Genomic DNA, 13,687 nt, shown 5'->3' on the forward strand with positions numbered 1-13,687 from the left:
TTGATCGGCTAACCCACGGCCCCGGATCAAGCAGGAGCCGTATAAACCATATTAATTAAATGATACAGATAAATTGGATGATGAGATGACAGGTTGTCTCGGTATCAAAAGCGAAACTGTGTCATCAATCAATTACCGATATGCAAAATGTTTAGGAGGAACAACGAAATGCGCACGACATACATGGCTAAGCCTAATGAAGTAGAACGCAAATGGTTCATTGTTGACGCTACAGATAAAACTCTGGGTCGTCTTGCAAGCGAAGTAGCAGCATTAATTCGCGGCAAACACAAACCACAATTCACACCTCATGTGGATACAGGAGATTTTGTTATCGTCATCAATGCAGAAAAGATTCATTTAACAGGTAAGAAATTGCAAAACAAAATGTACTACCGTCACTCCATGTACACAGGCGGTTTGAAAGTAACATCCGCTCAAGACATGATTGCTAACAAACCAGAACGTGTCCTTGAATTGGCAATTTTCGGAATGCTTCCGAAAAACCGTTTAGGTGATGCAATGAAAACGAAACTTAAAGTATATGCAGGATCCGAACACCCGCACCAAGCACAACAACCAGAAGTCTGGGAACTTCGCGGTTAGTTAAAAGGAGGCTATCTTGTGGCACAGGTTCAATACTATGGAACAGGTCGTAGGAAGCATTCGGTAGCTCGCGTACGTCTAGTACCAGGCGAAGGCCGAATTGTGATCAACAAACGTGAATTGGATGAATATTTTGGTTTAGAAACTTTAAAGCTTATCGTTAAGCAACCATTGAATCTTACAGAGACTTTGGGTCAATACGATGTATTGGTTATTGCTAACGGTGGAGGTATCTCTGGACAAGCAGGAGCGATCCGTCATGGTATTTCTCGTGCATTGCTGAAGGTAGATCCTGAATTGCGCGGATCGTTGAAAAAAGCGGGTTTTCTGACTCGTGATCCACGTATGAAAGAGCGTAAAAAATATGGATTGAAAGCCGCTCGTCGTGCTCCTCAGTTCTCCAAGCGTTAAGATATATACAATTATCGAACAAAAAAGTCTTTCTGCCGTTTTGGTGGAAAGGCTTTTTTTGTTATGCATTTGCATATCGATATAGTAGTCGTTTTGCTCCTAATGGCAAAAGAAAAATTTAATTTGACAAAAAGTCTGGCGGCATTATAATGAAATTATACAAAGAAAGCATATTAATATACTCGGAATTAATTATTTAGGAGGAATTGTAATGAATTTATTTGAAAAAGAGCGGTGGATTCAGGAAGCAGCGGAGCATTATGAGAATCAGTCAGCAGAAACATTGATCGAACTGGCAGTAGAGAAATTTCCCAATATTACATTAGCCTGTAGTTTCGGCGCAGAGGATGTAGTATTAGTTGATATGCTGCAAAAGCTGAGTCCGAAAACAGATATATTTTATTTAGATACAAATGTTCATTTTCAGGAAACGTACGATACACGTGACAAATTGCAGCAGCACTACGGTTTGGAATTTGTCCAAGTACTTCCGAAGTTAACTTTAGACGAGCAAGCTGCACAATTTGGTGATGAGCTTTGGAAAAGCAGTCCGAATCAATGCTGCAATATAAGAAAAGTCGATCCATTAACCGATATTTTGAAAAATTATGATGCATGGATTACCGGTATTCGCCGGGATCAGGCACCAACACGTGCCAATTCCAAAAAAGTTGAATATGATACCAAGTTTGGTTTAGTAAAATTCAACCCATTGGCTAGCTGGACAAGTGAAGACGTATGGAATTATATCCGTAAAAACAATGTTTTGTATAATCCATTGCATGACAACAACTATCCAAGCATTGGCTGCACGCATTGCACACGTCAAGTTGCAGCTGGTGAAGATCCTCGGGCCGGGCGTTGGGCTGGCAATGAAAAAACGGAGTGCGGTCTTCACAAATAATTATAAAGGAGAATTGCAACCTATGACCGAAACGATTCAACCTCATGGAGGCACGTTGATCAACCGAATCGTGGAAGGTGCAGAGAGAGAGCACCTGCTGGAGCTTGCGAAAACTTTGTACACACTTAAAATAAGTGCATGGGCTATCTCAGATCTGGATTTGATTGGGGTAGGAGCATTTTCACCACTCACCGGCTTTTTAGGAGAAGAGGACTATCAATCTGTTGTTGAACGAATGCGTTTGGCTAATGGTACGGTATGGAGTATTCCAGTAACGCTTCCTGTTGAAGCTCATGTAGGGGAAGGCTTATCAATCGGACAGCAAATTGCACTTGTTGGTGAATTGGATGACGTCATATATGGCATTCTGGACGTTCAAAGTGTCTACAGTGCTAACCATAAGCATGAAGCCATAAAAGTGTTTAAAACCGACGATTCTGCCCATCCTGGCGCCCGAAAATTGTTTTCCCGCCCTGCTACCCATGTAGGTGGATCGGTGCAGGTATTAAACAGACCTAAAGCAGAGAAGTTTAAGGAATTTTATTTCGATCCCGCAGAAACCCGCCGCTTATTTGTTGAGAAGGGCTGGAAGACGGTTGTTGGTTTTCAAACCCGTAACCCTGTGCATCGAGCTCATGAATATATACAAAAAACAGCGATGGAAATCGTCGATGGTCTATTTCTGAATCCGTTGGTAGGCGAAACCAAGTCTGATGATATTTCGGCTGATGTTCGCATGAAAAGCTATCTGGTACTGCTGGAAAACTACTATCCGAAAGATCGCGTATCCTTAGGGGTGTTCCCAGCAGCCATGCGTTATGCTGGACCTCGGGAAGCGATTTTTCACGCAATGGTTCGCAAAAATTACGGCTGCACGCATTTCATCGTAGGTCGTGATCATGCAGGTGTGGGCGACTATTACGGCACGTATGAGGCTCAAGAAATATTCAGTAATTTCACCAAGGATGAGCTGGGCATTACACCGTTGTTTTTTGAGCATAGCTTCTTTTGCAAAAAATGCGGCAATATGGCTTCAAGCAAAACATGTCCTCATGACGCTTCAGAGCACTTGCATTTGTCTGGTACCAAGGTTCGCGCCCTACTGCGTGATGGACAATGTCCACCAGTTGAATTTACTCGACCAGAAGTAGCTCAAGTGCTGATTGAAGGCATGAAGGATCCTGACAACGAAGTATAAATTCATACGGATTTACGCTTACAGTCATAAGGTATATTTGTCCACCTCAACCCATATAGATGTACAGAATCTATAGGGACTTGAGGTGGATTTTTGATGTGGAAAAGAAGGAAGCGAATCGTCATATGGCTCACTCTGCAAAGCGGCTTAAAGATCGGGCTCTCAGCTCTGCTTGTTGCCCTCATGCTAATTATGTTTAGTTATGAATTGCCTGCAACCAAAACATGGACATACTGGACGATGCCTTTGTCTGGTAAGGTCATTGCGCTTGATCCAGGACATGGCGGCCCTGATGGGGGCGCGGAAAGCAAGGACGGAACTGTAGAAAAGGACATTAACCTGAATATTTCTTTGCACCTCCGAGATTATTTGCAGGAAGCAGGCGCACTTGTTGTCATGACCCGAGAGGACGATAAGGATTTGGCGGACTCCTCTACCAAGGGCTACAGTAAAAGAAAGACCGAAGACTTGATGAATCGTGCACAATTTATTAATCAGCAAAAATCGGACTTGTTCCTAAGTGTCCACGTAAACAGCATACCCTCCACAAAATGGTCAGGGGCACAGACGTTCTACTATCCCAATCATAAAGACAGCATTGTATTGGCCACTTTCATCCAGGAGGAACTGAAAACCAATCTGAATAATACAGAACGTATCGCAAAGCCAGTAGGTAATGTGTTCTTGTTAAAAACTTTGCAAATGCCCAGTGCCTTGATTGAGGTAGGTTTTTTATCAAATCCTCCGGAGGCTGACAAGCTGAAAAGTCGTAATTATCAAAAGAAACTCGCGGCTGCTATCTATCAAGGTGTACTCAGATATTACTCAGGTGAAAAAGTGGGTTTATAAACAAACTATGTTATAATAACACTCGAGTATGAATACAGATTGCTGGGGTGAATCTATGGTTACGAAGGAACAATTATTAGATGCAGTCCGCTCCATTCATGATCAGGAGTTTTTGCTGGATTTGGGAGAGCTGCATTTTATTCGGGATATGGTTATTAAAGAAGGGCGTGTCGCAGCAACGGTGCTGTTGTCCAACGAAAGTGAAGACTACCGAACAACTTTGGAAAATCAAATTACAGCCGCTTTTCAAAAAGTGGGTGCTCAGGAGGTGCACTTGCGCTTCCGAGGATTATCTGAATTTGATCGGAATGAAGCTTCGCGCAAAATCCAGGAGGCTGCTACGGCACAAAAGCAAGCAGATACACCGAAGGAACCTGCTGATCATCCAGTAAACGCACCTGCTCGTAATATATTAGATGCTGCAGAGGGTGTGCAATTCATTGCTATTGCAAGTGGCAAGGGAGGAGTAGGTAAATCCACCGTTACCGTTAACCTGGCAGTAGCGCTTGCAAGATTGGGCAAAAAAGTGGGCCTTATTGATGCCGATATTTATGGCTTCAGTGTTCCGGATATGATGGGGATCGACCATAAGCCTGAGCTTATTGACAATAAAATTGTACCGATTGAGCGATTTGGAGTTAAAGTAATCTCTATGGGCTTCTTCGTAGAGGATAATACACCAGTCATTTGGCGTGGTCCGATGCTTGGTAAAATGCTGCGCAACTTTTTTCAGGAAGTGACCTGGGGAGATGTGGAATATGTATTGTTGGATTTACCGCCCGGCACAGGTGATGTTGCCTTGGATGTACATCAGATGATCCCGCAAAGCAAAGAAATTATTGTCACAACCCCACATGCTACTGCAGCTTTTGTTGCTGCAAGGGCTGGTGCTATGGCTATACATACCGAGCATGAAATTATTGGAATCGTAGAAAATATGTCTTATTACAAGGATTCAAGTGGGGAGAAGGCTTATGTATTTGGTAGAGGGGGCGGCGGCAAGCTGGCAGAAGAACTGCATACAGAGCTGCTTGCTCAAATTCCTTTGGGTGCACCTGATAATCACCCTGCTGAGTCTGATTATTCGCCATCGGTTTACAAAGCTGAATCCGAAACGGGTAACCTGTATAAGGAACTTGCACAAAAAGTCATTAATAAATAATACAGAAATAAACAGACCGTCCGAGATCGAAATCGGGCGGTCATTTTTTTGTAAGTTGTTGTGGACACTACTTTCTTTGGCATTTTCGAATTATTTTTTCTGATTACCGCCGCCGCCGCTTTCCTGAGAGCCGCCGCTACTCTGGCTGCTTTCTCCTCCTGAATTTGACTGCTGCTTGGGTTGTGATTCTTCCTCAAGCACCTTTTTCATCACATTCATTAAATCAAGACGAAACAACGGACTTTGCATGGATTCTTGAATGACGGTTTTGGTCTGCTGTCTGTAAGGAGTACTTTTCAACGTATCCAGAAGCATTTTTTCAAAATCCGGATTTTTCATGGTGCTGACCAGTGCTTGCTGATATTCAGGGTCTTTCATCAAATCCTTTTGCAGCTGCTTCATTTCCTTTTGAATCGCCTTGGCAAATTCACCAGCAAATTTAGGATCAGTAATAACCGTTTGTAAAAATTTATTATTGCTCGTATCGGTAAGTACGTCCTTAACCGCAAGTTGAATGTGCTGGGCATCACCGGCTGACAATAACTTTAACTGACCTCCGTCTTGTGCAGCTGCCTTTTGCGATGCTGTGAGTATAGCCTTTTGTCCATCCTCGGTTTTTAATATGTCGAGCACCATCGTTTTGGTATCCTTGTAACCGCCGTTTTGCGATTGTGAAGAGCTGCTATCCGAGCCGCAAGAAGATAATACCATCCCAATAAGAATGAGAAGAACAACCTGACGCAACCATTGAGATTTCATGACTTCGTGGCTCCTTTCATGATTTGTTGTGTGTAGTATTCGCCAAAATGCCTTATTTGAAATCCCCTCCCCATTAGCTTTTTATTGAGAAGGTTGGTACAATTAGCATCAGAAAAGACGCATGTGCTGGGGGTAAAAGTTGTGACATTACGTAAATGGTTTTATTTATTCTGGACGACACTTGTGATTGGAGCTGTAGCAGCTTTAATTATCGGTTTTATTCTACAGTCCACCGATCAGAAGATAAGTGTGCTTAATGGTAACGAAATTGGTTTTAACATGGTGACGATGCTGCTTGGTGGTGCCATGATCAGCGTTCTCAGTCAAATGGGTTTTTTCTCTTACTTGATTGTTCGTTTTATAGTGATGGGCATGATAAGAGCTAAATGGATTACAGATACACTGCAGTTGATCTGTGTCCTTATTGCCTTGGTCGATTTGGTGTTTCTAAGACATGAAGATGCGCAAGAGAGCTGGCTTACCTACATGCTGCTGCCGCTTATTTTACTTGTTGTCGCGTTCTCCACGTCTTGGTGGAAGGTGAAGCTGACGAACAGGAATGGATTTATCCCTACGTTATTTTTTATGACAGCCGTTACGGCCATCGAAGCAGTACCAGCGCTCAGGCTTAATAGTGCAGCTTCAACTCTCTTTATGATGATCCCTTTGCTTGCTTGCAATGCATGGCAAATATTGATTTTATCGAAAGTGCTAAAAACAAACAAAGAGCCGCTGTGACGGCTCTTCTTAATTTCTATTAGTCGACCCTGAATTATTGCAGCTGTTTCATGGCTTGGTCTTCCACGGGTGGTTTGTTGCGAACTTCTGTTTGCTTCATCAGCTCACTGACCGTAACGAACTCATAGCCTTTGGCGCGAAGCTGATCGATAATGACGGGCAGCGCTTCGTGAGTTTGCTTGACAGAGTCGCTGGCATGCATAAGTACGATGTCTCCGGGGTGAGCCTTGGATACAACACGATTAATAATATTATCGACGCCTTTATTCATCCAATCCATAGAATCTGTATCCCATTGGATGACCGTGTAATTAAGCTCGTTAGCGATGCGCAGCACTCTTTTGTCAAAATCACCGTTAGGTAAGCGGATCAGATTCGGATTTTTACCCGTAACCTGGTTTAAGATTTGGTTGGCTGTTTGTATTTGTGTCCGAATCTCATCGTCGTTGAGGCTGCTGTAGTTGACATGCTTATGCCCGTGACTCCCAACCTCCCATCCACCTTTGACAATTCGCTGCACCATCTCCGGATGATCTTTACTCCAGGGTGAAGAGAGGAAAAAAGTAGCGTTCTTTACTCCTTTGTCCTCCAAAATTTTGAGGATTGGTTCGGTTCGTTTGTCCCCCCAGCTGATGTCAAACGTAAGTGCTATCCACTTTTTCTCGGTTTGTACACTGTAAATAGCTGCGGGTTCACTTTGCGAAAAGACTGTCACTTGATCTCGCTCTGAATAAATAATACCAATTGCAAAAATGATCGCTACAGCAATAATAAAAACTTGCTTAATTTTTTTCCCGTTCACCACATAAAAATAATTCATGAACCTAACCTCCCGGCAGCCCTGCTTACCAAGAAGGGCTTGTATATTTTGCATTTAATACAGTGTATGCTGGGACAAGGAAGATATGATAAGAGCTTGGCTACTACTTGTGAAACCATAGAACAATCGTAGGGAGATGAGAAAGCATGAATAATATAAGAATACAGCTTAAGCTAATGAAGCATTATTTTATCGCGGCGACGCTTGTCTTTGTTGTTGGGATGATACTTGGAGCGGGATTTTCGGAATCATTCCAGACTTTTATTGAATCACAGTTAAAAGCCTTGGAGCAGCTGACACAATCGATGGCTGACAAACCGAATCCGCAATGGTCAATGTTCTGGCTGATTTTTTGGAATAATGTATTGAAGACGATGCTTGTCATCGTATTAGGCGCTTTTTTTGGGATATTACCTTTGTTTTTTTTGCTAACGAACGGATTGCTGCTCGGTTATATCGGAGCTTTGTCTGCCCATAAGGAATCGCTGCTCTTTGTTTTAAAAGGAATCGTCCCTCACGGGATTCTTGAAATTCCGGCGATCATCATTGCAGCTGCGTTTGGTATGCGTTTGGGTGTTCTAATGATGAAGTCTTTAGCTGCCCTGATTAGCCCGAATAGACCGAATGCTTATAAGGAAGAGCTGCTCGGCTTTGCTAAGGCGATAGGCCCTGTCGTGCTCGTGCTTGTTGTTACATTGACTGTAGCTGCGCTGATCGAAAGTACATTTACCTACTGGCTTGTAAAAAGTTAACGCGTATACCGCATAAAAAAACTAAATATGTGCATAACAGTAAAGCAGACGAGCTGCTTAACTGGCTTAGGCATGCAGGTTTAAAGCGCGAAGTGAATTTGGATGGACCAGTGCTTTAACATTGCATGCTTTTTGGCGTCTTCAGATGGTCAGGATAACTTCAGATGAAAGGGGCATTAAGGCTAATGCTCGGTTTTTTGTTTAATGCAAGGGAATGCAGTGAGCTCGACTACGTGTTAAAAAAAGAATTGGATGAAATGCTGTTCGACTTAAATGATAAAAAATTGGATAATGAAATCAAGAAAGCGATTGAATCCCGTTACAAAGTAATTTTTCGAATGTATGCAAGACTGGCTTCGCCCAGAGAAATCTCCAAATATGCGAGGAATAAAATGCAACGTTAAAATAATTGAAATGAATTGCTTGACTTATACAGCAGGGGTATGATACATTACATCTCGCCGCTAAAAACGGTACAAGCATAAAACCAACAAGATCAAGCCTGTTATCGTTAATTTCAAAAAAAAGCTTGCATCGAAGTAGGTCAGTGTGGTATATTAAAAAAGTCGCCGCTAAAATTAAATGATTAATAACATTTAATGAAAATGTTGGTGCAAAATGAAGTTTTAACAGATTGTCCTTTGAAAACTGAATCAACGAGTGAGAAAATAGCAGTACAAGAGAATGCAAATTCTCGTCAGCAAGGAATGAGTACAAATCAAAGTTCTACCTTAATGGAGAGTTTGATCCTGGCTCAGGACGAACGCTGGCGGCGTGCCTAATACATGCAAGTCGAGCGGATTGTTCCTTCGGGAACAGTTAGCGGCGGACGGGTGAGTAACACGTAGGCAACCTGCCTACAGGATCGGGATAACTACCGGAAACGGTAGCTAAGACCGGATAGGTGATTGAGACGCATGTCTGAATCAAGAAACACGGAGCAATCTGTGACCTGTAGATGGGCCTGCGGCGCATTAGCTAGTTGGTGAGGTAACGGCTCACCAAGGCGACGATGCGTAGCCGACCTGAGAGGGTGAACGGCCACACTGGGACTGAGACACGGCCCAGACTCCTACGGGAGGCAGCAGTAGGGAATCTTCCGCAATGGACGCAAGTCTGACGGAGCAACGCCGCGTGAGTGATGAAGGTTTTCGGATCGTAAAGCTCTGTTGCCAGGGAAGAAAGGCCAGGAGAGTAACTGCTCCTGGATTGACGGTACCTGAGAAGAAAGCCCCGGCTAACTACGTGCCAGCAGCCGCGGTAATACGTAGGGGGCAAGCGTTGTCCGGAATTATTGGGCGTAAAGCGCGCGCAGGCGGTCATTTAAGTTTGGTGTTTAATTCCGGGGCTCAACCCCGGGTCGCATCGAAAACTGGGTGACTGGAGTGCGGGAGAGGAAAGTGGAATTCCACGTGTAGCGGTGAAATGCGTAGAGATGTGGAGGAACACCAGTGGCGAAGGCGACTTTCTGGACCGTAACTGACGCTGAGGCGCGAAAGCGTGGGGAGCAAACAGGATTAGATACCCTGGTAGTCCACGCCGTAAACGATGAGTGCTAGGTGTCGGGGGTTTCAATACCCGCGGTGCCGAAGTTAACACAGTAAGCACTCCGCCTGGGGAGTACGCTCGCAAGAGTGAAACTCAAAGGAATTGACGGGGACCCGCACAAGCAGTGGAGTATGTGGTTTAATTCGAAGCAACGCGAAGAACCTTACCAGGTCTTGACATCCCGATGTAACACCTAGAGATAGGTGCCCTCTTCGGAGCATTGGAGACAGGTGGTGCATGGTTGTCGTCAGCTCGTGTCGTGAGATGTTGGGTTAAGTCCCGCAACGAGCGCAACCCTTGGATTTAGTTGCCAGCATTGAGTTGGGCACTCTAGATCGACTGCCGGTGACAAACCGGAGGAAGGCGGGGATGACGTCAAATCATCATGCCCCTTATGACCTGGGCTACACACGTACTACAATGGCCGGTACAACGGGAAGCGAAACCGCGAGGTGGAGCGAATCTTTAGAAGCCGGTCTCAGTTCGGATTGCAGGCTGCAACTCGCCTGCATGAAGTCGGAATTGCTAGTAATCGCGGATCAGCATGCCGCGGTGAATACGTTCCCGGGTCTTGTACACACCGCCCGTCACACCACGAGAGTTTACAACACCCGAAGTCGGTGGGGTAACCCGCAAGGGAGCCAGCCGCCGAAGGTGGGGTAGATGATTGGGGTGAAGTCGTAACAAGGTAGCCGTATCGGAAGGTGCGGCTGGATCACCTCCTTTCTATGGAGATATTGCTTCTGCAAACGAAGCGTATCAGTAATACAAGTTGCCAATGGCAACAACAACGCTCACTCGTTGATCAGTTTTGAGAGGATAAACTTTCTCTCTGTAAAGCTTGTTCCTTGAAAACTAGATACCGAAACGAAACAAATGTTTAGAGCAGCGTTACTTAACTTCGGTTGAGTAACATCCAAATAGATCGATTCTTCGGAATCGAACTTATTAGCGGAATTGGTTAAGCTAATAAGAGCACACGGAGGATGCCTAGGCACTAGGAGCCGAAGAAGGACGTGGCGAACGACGAAATGCCTCGGGGAGCCGTAAGCAGGCTTTGATCCGGGGATGTCCGAATGGGGGAACCCGCATGAGGTAATGCTCATGTACCATGTAGTGAATACATAGCTACATAGGAGGCATACGAGGGGAACTGAAACATCTAAGTACCCTCAGGAGAAGAAAACAAAAGTGATTCCGTCAGTAGCGGCGAGCGAACGCGGAACAGCCCAAACCTAAGAGCTTGCTCTTAGGGGTTGTGGGACGTCAACATCGGGTTAGCAGAATAGGTGAAGCAGTCTGGAAAGGCTCATCACAGAGGGTAACAATCCCGTAACCGAAAATCTGCGACACCTGTAGACGGATCCCGAGTACCGCGAGACACGTGAAACCTCGTGGGAATCCGGCAGGACCATCTGCCAAGGCTAAATACTCCCTAGTGACCGATAGTGAAGCAGTACCGTGAGGGAAAGGTGAAAAGAACCGCGGGAGCGGAGTGAAATAGAACCTGAAACCGTGTGCTTACAAAAAGTCAGAGCCCGTTTATGGGTGATGGCGTGCCTTTTGTAGAATGAACCGGCGAGTTACGTTCCCGTGCAAGGTTAAGGTGAAGAGCCGGAGCCGCAGCGAAAGCGAGTCTGAATAGGGCGCTTGAGTACGTGGACGTAGACCCGAAACCGTGTGATCTACCCCTGCCCAGGGTGAAGGTGCGGTAACACGCACTGGAGGCCCGAACCCACGCATGTTGAAAAATGCGGGGATGAGGTGGGGGTAGCGGAGAAATTCCAATCGAACTCGGAGATAGCTGGTTCTCCCCGAAATAGCTTTAGGGCTAGCCTCGGAGTTGAGAGTCGTGGAGGTAGAGCACTGATTGGGTGCGGGGCCCGCCAAGGGTTACCAAGTCCAGTCAAACTCCGAATGCCACAGACTTTTATCCGGGAGTCAGACCGTGAGTGCTAAGATCCATGGTCAAGAGGGAAACAGCCCAGACCATCAGCTAAGGTCCCCAAGTGCAGGTTAAGTGGGAAAGGATGTGGAGTTGCCCAGACAACCAGGATGTTGGCTTAGAAGCAGCCACCATTGAAAGAGTGCGTAATAGCTCACTGGTCGAGTGACTCTGCGCCGAAAATGTAACGGGGCTAAACCTGCCACCGAAGCTATGGCTCGAACAAGTAATTGTTCTTGGGTAGGGGAGCGTTGTGTAGAGGTTGAAGGTGTACCGTAAGGAGCGCTGGACACTACACAAGTGAGAATGCCGGTATAAGTAACGAAAAGACAAGTGAGAATCTTGTCCGCCGAAAGCCTAAGGGTTCCTGAGGAAGGCTCGTCCTCTCAGGGTAAGTCGGGACCTAACGCGAGGCCGAAAGGCGTAGTGGATGGACAACTGGTTGAAATTCCAGTACCACCGTGAACCGTTATGAGCAATGGGGTGACGCAGAAGGATAGTGACGCGGACTGATGGATGTCCGTCCAAGCAGCGAGGCTGGTGTGTAGGCAAATCCGCACATCGATAAGGCTGAGCTGTGATGGGGAGCGAAAATTGCAGTAGCGAAGGTCATGAGTTCAAGCTGCCAAGAAAAGCCTCTAGCCAGGGAGAAGGTGCCCGTACCGCAAACCGACACAGGTGGGCGAGCAGAGTATGCTAAGGCGCGCGGAAGAACTCTCGTTAAGGAACTCGGCAAAATGACCCCGTAACTTCGGGAGAAGGGGTGCCTCGGTAGGGTGAATAGCCCGAGGGGGCCGCAGTGAAAAGGCCCAAGCGACTGTTTAGCAAAAACACAGGTCTGTGCGAAGCCGTAAGGCGAAGTATACGGGCTGACGCCTGCCCGGTGCTGGAAGGTTAAGGGGAGTGGTTAACCGCAAGGTGAAGCTATGAACCGAAGCCCCAGTAAACGGCGGCCGTAACTATAACGGTCCTAAGGTAGCGAAATTCCTTGTCAGGTAAATTCTGACCCGCACGAATGGCGTAACGACTTGGGCGCTGTCTCAACGAGAGATCCGGTGAAATTTTACTACCTGTGAAGATGCAGGTTACCCGCGACAAGACGGAAAGACCCCATGGAGCTTTACTGCAGCTTGATATTGAACTTGGGTACGATCTGTACAGGATAGGTGGGAGCCAAAGAAGCATGAGCGCCAGCTTGTGTGGAGGCGACGTTGGGATACCACCCTGATCGTATCCGAGTTCTAACCTCGCACCGTAATCCGGTGCAGGGACCGTGTCAGGTGGGCAGTTTGACTGGGGCGGTCGCCTCCTAAAATGTAACGGAGGCGCCCTAAGGTTCCCTCAGAATGGTTGGAAATCATTCGCAGAGTGTAAAGGCACAAGGGAGCTTGACTGCGAGACAAACAGGTCGAGCAGGGACGAAAGTCGGGCTTAGTGATCCGGTGGTACCGAATGGAAGGGCCATCGCTCAACGGATAAAAGCTACCCTGGGGATAACAGGCTTATCTCCCCCAAGAGTCCACATCGACGGGGAGGTTTGGCACCTCGATGTCGGCTCATCGCATCCTGGGGCTGAAGTAGGTCCCAAGGGTTGGGCTGTTCGCCCATTAAAGCGGTACGCGAGCTGGGTTCAGAACGTCGTGAGACAGTTCGGTCCCTATCTGTCGTGGGCGCAGGAAATTTGAGAGGAGCTGTCCTTAGTACGAGAGGACCGGGATGGACGTACCGCTGGTGTACCAGTTGTTCCGCCAGGAGCACGGCTGGATAGCTACGTACGGAAGGGATAAGCGCTGAAAGCATCTAAGCGCGAAGCCCCCCTCAAGATGAGATTTCCCAATTAGTAAGACCCCTTATAGACGATGAGGTAGATAGGTTCGGGGTGGAAGTGCCGCAAGGTATGGAGCTGACGAATACTAATCGGTCGAGGGCTTATCCAAATAAAGAGTCTTGCAAGCGAAAGCGAGTGAGACGCGCTGCTCAAGCGTAAAGTGTAAG

Annotated in this window: 11 protein-coding genes and 2 rRNA genes; 11 read left to right on the forward strand and 2 right to left on the reverse strand. The window is 46.4% G+C overall.

Annotation, left to right across the window (positions count from 1 at the left end):
* Nucleotides 1-168: 168 nt before the first annotated feature.
* The 6 genes from rplM to NST47_RS03760 all read left to right on the forward strand — a co-directional run bounded on the left by rplM (nt 169) and on the right by NST47_RS03760 (nt 5,130).
* Complete coding sequence (gene rplM, locus NST47_RS03735; protein WP_076237407.1) at nt 169-606, forward strand: 50S ribosomal protein L13; 438 nt, start codon at nt 169-171, stop codon at nt 604-606.
* A gap of 18 nt (nt 607-624) precedes the next feature.
* A complete protein-coding gene (gene rpsI / locus NST47_RS03740) occupies nt 625-1,017 on the forward strand; it encodes a 30S ribosomal protein S9 (protein ID WP_076237405.1) in 393 nt (130 codons plus the stop codon).
* Nucleotides 1,018-1,228: 211 nt separating this feature from the next.
* The gene (locus tag NST47_RS03745) at nt 1,229-1,921 is read left to right on the forward strand and encodes a phosphoadenylyl-sulfate reductase (RefSeq protein ID WP_341153941.1); all 693 of its coding nucleotides are present in this window, start codon (nt 1,229-1,231) and stop codon (nt 1,919-1,921) included.
* A 22-nt stretch (nt 1,922-1,943) separates the two neighbouring features.
* A complete protein-coding gene (gene sat / locus NST47_RS03750) occupies nt 1,944-3,119 on the forward strand; it encodes a sulfate adenylyltransferase (RefSeq protein WP_341153942.1) in 1,176 nt (391 codons plus the stop codon).
* A 96-nt stretch (nt 3,120-3,215) separates the two neighbouring features.
* Nucleotides 3,216-3,968, forward strand: a complete 753-nt coding sequence (cwlD, locus tag NST47_RS03755) for an N-acetylmuramoyl-L-alanine amidase CwlD (protein WP_341153943.1) — start codon at nt 3,216-3,218, stop codon at nt 3,966-3,968.
* Nucleotides 3,969-4,023: 55 nt separating this feature from the next.
* Nucleotides 4,024-5,130, forward strand: coding sequence for an Mrp/NBP35 family ATP-binding protein (locus NST47_RS03760; protein WP_341153944.1), 1,107 nt, complete (start codon nt 4,024-4,026; stop codon nt 5,128-5,130).
* Between the two features lie 90 nt (nt 5,131-5,220).
* On the opposite strand, the gene gerD is transcribed toward NST47_RS03760, so the two are convergent.
* The gene (gerD, locus tag NST47_RS03765; protein ID WP_341153945.1) at nt 5,221-5,889 is read right to left on the reverse strand and encodes a spore germination lipoprotein GerD; all 669 of its coding nucleotides are present in this window, start codon (nt 5,887-5,889) and stop codon (nt 5,221-5,223) included.
* Nucleotides 5,890-6,030: 141 nt separating this feature from the next.
* On the opposite strand from gerD, the gene NST47_RS03770 reads away from it, so the two are divergent.
* Nucleotides 6,031-6,627: a KinB-signaling pathway activation protein gene (locus NST47_RS03770; RefSeq protein ID WP_240421560.1), complete on the forward strand. Its 597-nt coding sequence runs from the start codon at nt 6,031-6,033 to the stop codon at nt 6,625-6,627.
* A gap of 34 nt (nt 6,628-6,661) precedes the next feature.
* Here NST47_RS03770 and pdaB read toward each other — a convergent pair whose 3' ends face one another.
* Nucleotides 6,662-7,447, reverse strand: coding sequence for a polysaccharide deacetylase family sporulation protein PdaB (gene pdaB / locus NST47_RS03775; RefSeq protein WP_341153946.1), 786 nt, complete (start codon nt 7,445-7,447; stop codon nt 6,662-6,664).
* A 146-nt stretch (nt 7,448-7,593) separates the two neighbouring features.
* Here pdaB and NST47_RS03780 point away from each other — a divergent pair, with 146 nt between their 5' ends.
* The 4 genes from NST47_RS03780 to NST47_RS03795 all read left to right on the forward strand — a co-directional run bounded on the left by NST47_RS03780 (nt 7,594) and on the right by NST47_RS03795 (nt 13,629).
* Nucleotides 7,594-8,199 carry a stage II sporulation protein M gene (locus NST47_RS03780; protein WP_341153947.1) on the forward strand — a complete coding sequence of 202 codons (606 nt, stop codon included), beginning with the start codon at nt 7,594-7,596 and terminating at the stop codon, nt 8,197-8,199.
* Nucleotides 8,200-8,384: 185 nt separating this feature from the next.
* The gene (locus tag NST47_RS03785; RefSeq protein WP_091176471.1) at nt 8,385-8,603 is read left to right on the forward strand and encodes a hypothetical protein; all 219 of its coding nucleotides are present in this window, start codon (nt 8,385-8,387) and stop codon (nt 8,601-8,603) included.
* Nucleotides 8,604-8,930: 327 nt separating this feature from the next.
* Nucleotides 8,931-10,473: ribosomal RNA gene (locus tag NST47_RS03790) — 16S ribosomal RNA — on the forward strand.
* Between the two features lie 233 nt (nt 10,474-10,706).
* Nucleotides 10,707-13,629 (forward strand): 23S ribosomal RNA (locus NST47_RS03795).
* The 16S and 23S rRNA genes sit together here, the layout of an rRNA operon.
* The last annotated feature ends 58 nt before the right edge of the window (nt 13,630-13,687 follow it).

The sequence above is a fragment of the Paenibacillus sp. FSL H8-0034 genome (genome assembly GCF_038000305.1).
In the GTDB taxonomy this organism is placed as follows: domain Bacteria; phylum Bacillota; class Bacilli; order Paenibacillales; family NBRC-103111; genus Paenibacillus_S.

Coding starts and splice junctions, on each gene's coding strand:
- rplM (WP_076237407.1), top strand. CDS start 169: ATGCGCACGACATACATGGCTAAGCCTAATGAAGTAGAACGCAAATGG.
- NST47_RS03745 (WP_341153941.1), top strand. CDS start 1,229: ATGAATTTATTTGAAAAAGAGCGGTGGATTCAGGAAGCAGCGGAGCAT.
- sat (WP_341153942.1), top strand. CDS start 1,944: ATGACCGAAACGATTCAACCTCATGGAGGCACGTTGATCAACCGAATC.
- cwlD (WP_341153943.1), top strand. CDS start 3,216: ATGTGGAAAAGAAGGAAGCGAATCGTCATATGGCTCACTCTGCAAAGC.
- NST47_RS03760 (WP_341153944.1), top strand. CDS start 4,024: ATGGTTACGAAGGAACAATTATTAGATGCAGTCCGCTCCATTCATGAT.
- gerD (WP_341153945.1), bottom strand. CDS start 5,889: ATGAAATCTCAATGGTTGCGTCAGGTTGTTCTTCTCATTCTTATTGGG.
- pdaB (WP_341153946.1), bottom strand. CDS start 7,447: ATGAATTATTTTTATGTGGTGAACGGGAAAAAAATTAAGCAAGTTTTT.
- NST47_RS03780 (WP_341153947.1), top strand. CDS start 7,594: ATGAATAATATAAGAATACAGCTTAAGCTAATGAAGCATTATTTTATC.
- NST47_RS03785 (WP_091176471.1), top strand. CDS start 8,385: ATGCTCGGTTTTTTGTTTAATGCAAGGGAATGCAGTGAGCTCGACTAC.